Source organism: Synechococcus sp. R3-13, assembly GCF_047462195.1.
In the GTDB taxonomy this organism is placed as follows: Bacteria; Cyanobacteriota; Cyanobacteriia; order Thermostichales; family Thermostichaceae; genus Thermostichus.
Genome location: NZ_JANSIO010000228.1, coordinates 1 through 4412 on the forward strand (window position 1 = coordinate 1; position 4412 = coordinate 4412).

Below are 4412 nucleotides of genomic sequence, written 5' to 3' on the forward strand. Positions count from 1 at the left end.
ATTTGGGATCCCTGGGCTTGCCAACGGGCCGCCCACAGCTTGCCTGAGCCGTCCAAAACCAAAAAGAGATCCCCTGGCCTGAGGCGGCGTACCCGCTGCAAGTAGTGCTGTTGCAGACCAGTTAAATGGAGAACACCGCTGGGATCCCGCTGCGCTGGGTCAATCGCCAATCGGGGCAAAGCGCTCAGGTCATGCGTGCGTTCAGACAACACCATTCCCCCCGTCGCCAGAGGGCTGCCACCACCCATTCGTTGGCCTCCAGCATCTCCGCCACCAACTTGGCCTGCTCGATGAGGATGCCGCTGAGGATCAGCCATCCCCCCTCCTTCACCACCAGCCGAAACTCCGGGATCATATCCAGGATCACATCTGCCAGGATGTTGCACACCAGCCCATCCACCATTTCGGGAATATGCTCCAGGCTGCCCTGAGCGACCACAATGGGATCCGTCAGGCCGTTGAGATCGCGGTTGTGCATCGTGGCTTGCACCGCCAGGGGGTCGATGTCCACCGCAAACACCCGCTTCACCCCCAACAGGGCCGCCGCCAACGACAGAATCCCGGATCCACAGCCCACATCGGCCACAGTCACTCCCTCGGCACCCCCGCCGCCCTCCAGGCGCATCTCCAGCGACTCCAGACAGAGCTGCGTGGTGGGGTGAGTGCCCGTGCCGAAGGCCATACCGGGATCCAGCCGCAACAGGTGCCGACCGGGGTGAGGGGGCGGATCCAGCCAGGCCGGACAAATGAGCAACTTATCCCCGATGGGTTGGGGCTGCCAGTGCTGCTTCCAACTGCTGCTCCAATCTTCCGCCTCTATGCGTTCCCAGCGCAGCTTGGGAACCCGCTGACCGGCAATGAGGGCATCTTGCTGCAGGCGCAGGGAGAGGGCTGCCAAATCCAAGAGGCTGACGTGAGGCCAAGGCAGATAGGCGTGAATGCAAATCTGATCTTCGCCGTGGGCTTGGCTGGTCATGCCCCGACAGCCAAAATTCTCCAGCCGCCAAAAGATCAGGTCTTCTTGGGCAGGGGAGGCGATGAGACTGAGATCCCACCAAGCACCAGCGGGGTCCAGCGCTTGTGCGGGCGAAAATGGGGTGGGATCGGCAACAGTCCTGCTCACAGGGATCCCTTCACAAACCTAAAGGAAAACCAAAGTGATGGCCAACAAGATAGCGCTTCATGTCACCCAGCCGGCCAGCACTCAATGCGGCACTTTATATCAAAAATTGCAGCGCTCTGCTCAATTCATAGTTTAGGCTTATTCTGGCTATTCTAGGATTGAAAGGCTCACAGCGTCGGTTCAGCAGCGAAGAAGGGAAGGATCCCCCCAATTGGGGGATGACCCTCAGCGGCTCTTTGGATGACCAGCTCAGCCCTGTGAGATAGATTAAGTCCAAAAGCATTGAACAAGAATTGGATGCAGCGTTGACATTCGTTTCGAGCCTCAGTGATTTTGCGGATAAATGAGGTTTGGCTGGGGCGTACTGAGCAACGATGTAAGGATGAAGAAAGAGCAATGCAGGTGGCGAGGTCGATGTCAATTGAGCAGTCAGGGCAGCAGCCGAAGGTAGCTCCTTGGGGGATTACCAGAGGGGAAAGGGCTGCCCATGAAGATCTTCAGCCACTCAAAGTCAGCACCCGCAAGGACTCCGTGCCGCTGACGCGATCCGCTCTGATGCGGCGTTTTAACCAGAGCTTTCCGCCTTTTTACAGCCAGTTTGTCAGCAGCGAGGTACAGGCCCAAAATCTGCGCTTGGCCTACGCCCTCTACCAAACCCGCAAGGCGGTGGTACAGATGCAGGACGAAGGTCGCAAGACGGTGGTCTGTCTGGCCTACCGTAATCGACCTTCCCTGCTCAGCGATCTGTTTGGGGTGTTCACTGCTTTTAATCTCTCGGTGCATGGCATTCATCTCTATGGGCAAATCTACTCACCGCACCTGGTGTTTATCCGCACCATTGTCTCCCGCGATGGCCACAGCCTATCTTCCCAAACCAAGCTCAGCCTAGAACGGGCTATTCACGAATGCCTGGCGGGTGTGTTTCGCGTTCATGAAACCTTGGCGCTGGAGTTTGATCTCAAGGCCGGACTAAAAGACGTGCAGGTTTCTTTTTATTTTGACCCGGTGTTTCATTTGCCCACACTTTTGGTGGATGTGGACAACCAGCCGGGCGCGTTTTACCGGGTGATGACGGCCCTCGCGCAGGAGGATTTGACCGTTGTTAACCTCAACTTGATGCTCCGCCGCAAGCAGACGCGCTTTATTTTCTACTTGCTGGGGCCGGATTCAACTCCAGCCATGCCGGAGTTCCTGGGGCAAAAATTGGCCTTGAGCATCCAGCAGCGGCTGCAAGGGGATCCCGCCTAGATCTGCACGGGACTGGGAGGCAAATCGAAAAGGACGGTGTTCATGTAGCGCTCTGCCCAGGCGGGGCCAAAAGCTTTTTCCAAAACGCGGCGGGTGCGGTCGTTCTGCTGTTGCTGGCTGCAATAGCGCTGCTGCCCCTGGTAGTGGGCCAAAATCTGGCCGGGATCCGTCTGTGGGGGGATCTGCTGCGCCAGCCGGCAGTGAATTTCCAGGAAACGGCAGGCAAAGTGTAAAAAGCGCTCGGCCTCTGCTTCGTCGGCAGGACGGACGAACAGGCAGTAGGGAGAAAAAATCGTGCCCCACTCCGGCAACCGGCGCCGGTGTTGGAAAGGGACGAGATGGGATCCCAACGCTTCCAGCTCTTGGATATAGAGATCGGGCAAGCTGGGGGTCACCGGCGAGAGATCGACAATGGCGGCGCTCACCTGTCCGCGACCGACCACAATGTCGCAACCGAACAGCGGCAGCGGGTACTGCGGCTGCGGAAACATAACGCAATGGAGAATGTCCAGGCTTTGCCCGGCCTGGGCCAGCTCCAGGTGCAGTTTGCGAAAGGGATCCCCTTGGTAGCAGCGGTTTTCAATTTGCAATTTCTCACCCTCTAGGCGGCCTTCCACGTAGCCCAGATCTTCAGGCAGAGGATAGGGGGCTAGGGTGAGGGTAGATCCCCAACGGTTCAGGATTGCCTCGGATAGGCCCTGGATGAGGGGATGCAGTTGGGCGGAAAGAGCAGGAGCGGTGAGCATAAGACCCCAAAAGAAAGGCTGAGAAACCCGTCCACGCTTGAGGGGTGGCCCCCTTCAATTCTTCAAAAGTGTCAAAAGTGCTGTGCCCAAGGCAGGGGAACTGCACCGCTGACCTGAAGGGATTGGGCGAAAGCTTCGACCCATTAAGCATCACCTCCAAGTACAGCCCATCTCTGTCCGATAGCCGGTACGTTATCGGATTACATGGTAACGGAAGGGGTGGGATTCGAACCCACGGTGACCTTGCAGTCACAACGCTTTTCGAGAGCGTCACAATCAACCACTCTGTCACCCTTCCAGTCAGCTGTGGGGCTTTACCATCTTAACGGCAAACCGAGTCTCCTGCTTCTTCCCAGCCTCAAAGCCAAGCTTGCTTTCCCCACGGGATGCGGTTGATGGGAAAGTGCTCCGCACCGCTGGCGGGAACGCCCAGATGAGATCATAGGGATATGGCTGCTCTATCCATTCACCACTTTCGCCAGGCCAAACAGGCGGGTCAACCTTTGGTGGCCCTCACGGCTGCCGACTACGCCACCGCTCAGATTTTGGATCAGGCTGGGATCGACTTGATCCTGGTGGGCGACAGCTTGGCCATGACCCACTTGGGGTATACCAGCACCCTGCCCCTGACGCTGGAACAGATGCTCCATCACGCCCAGGCGGTGCGCCGCGGGGTAGAACGGGCCTTTTTGGTGGCCGACTTGCCCTTCTTGACTTATCAAGTCCACAAAGAACAAGCTCTCCTCTCAGCAGGGCGGTTGATGAAGGAGGCAGGAGTCAACGGGGTCAAGCTGGAGGGGGGCTACCCCGACATGGTGGAAACGGTGGCCTTTCTGGTGCAGCGGGGGATCCCGGTTTTGGGTCATATCGGCCTCACTCCGCAGGCCAAACATCAACTGGGGGGCTATCGCCAGCAGGGAAAAACCACTCCGGAGGCGGAGCGTCTGCGACAAGAAGCCCTCAGCCTGGAACAAGCAGGGGCATTTGCCCTGGTTCTGGAGCACATGCCGGCGGAATTGGCTGCCCAAATCTCGGCCCAAGTGGGGATCCCAACCTTGGGCATTGGGGCCGGGCCGGCTTGCGATGGTCAGATTTTGGTCACCCACGACCTGCTGGGGCTGAGCGAGCGGCTCCCCCCTTTTGCCAAGGCCTATACCAATTTGAGACAGGCGATCCGAGAAGCAGTGGAAGCTTTCGCCGACGATGTTCGCCAAAAAGTATTTCCCCCCCGCTGAAGGGATCCCTTACCCATTCAAAGCTTGGGCAGAGCATGACTCTAGTCAATAATAAGCTCA

At 58.0% G+C, this 4412-nt stretch carries 5 protein-coding genes and 1 tRNA gene; 2 read left to right on the forward strand and 4 right to left on the reverse strand.

Annotated elements, in window-relative coordinates; genetic code table 11:
• Positions 1-215: RNA methyltransferase PUA domain-containing protein (locus NW856_RS07145; RefSeq protein WP_414399648.1), on the reverse strand; the 215-nt coding region annotated here is incomplete at its 3' end.
• Complete coding sequence (prmA, locus tag NW856_RS07150; protein WP_414399651.1) at positions 185-1075, reverse strand: 50S ribosomal protein L11 methyltransferase; 891 nt, start codon at positions 1073-1075, stop codon at positions 185-187. The genes NW856_RS07145 and prmA, both read right to left, overlap by 31 nt.
• A 579-nt stretch (positions 1076-1654) precedes the next feature.
• Between prmA and NW856_RS07155 the strand changes: the two genes are divergently transcribed.
• A complete protein-coding gene (locus NW856_RS07155; protein WP_414399649.1) occupies positions 1655-2371 on the forward strand; it encodes a hypothetical protein in 717 nt (238 codons plus the stop codon).
• Here the strand turns inward: NW856_RS07155 and NW856_RS07160 are convergent.
• A complete protein-coding gene (locus tag NW856_RS07160) occupies positions 2368-3117 on the reverse strand; it encodes a phycocyanobilin:ferredoxin oxidoreductase (protein ID WP_414399650.1) in 750 nt (249 codons plus the stop codon). The genes NW856_RS07155 and NW856_RS07160 overlap by 4 nt on opposite strands.
• Positions 3118-3328: 211 nt before the next feature.
• Positions 3329-3415 (reverse strand) — tRNA-Ser (locus NW856_RS07165).
• Positions 3416-3566: 151 nt separating this feature from the next.
• Between NW856_RS07165 and panB the strand changes: the two genes are divergently transcribed.
• Complete coding sequence (panB, locus tag NW856_RS07170) at positions 3567-4352, forward strand: 3-methyl-2-oxobutanoate hydroxymethyltransferase (protein ID WP_011432343.1); 786 nt, start codon at positions 3567-3569, stop codon at positions 4350-4352.
• Positions 4353-4412: the final 60 nt, after the last annotated feature.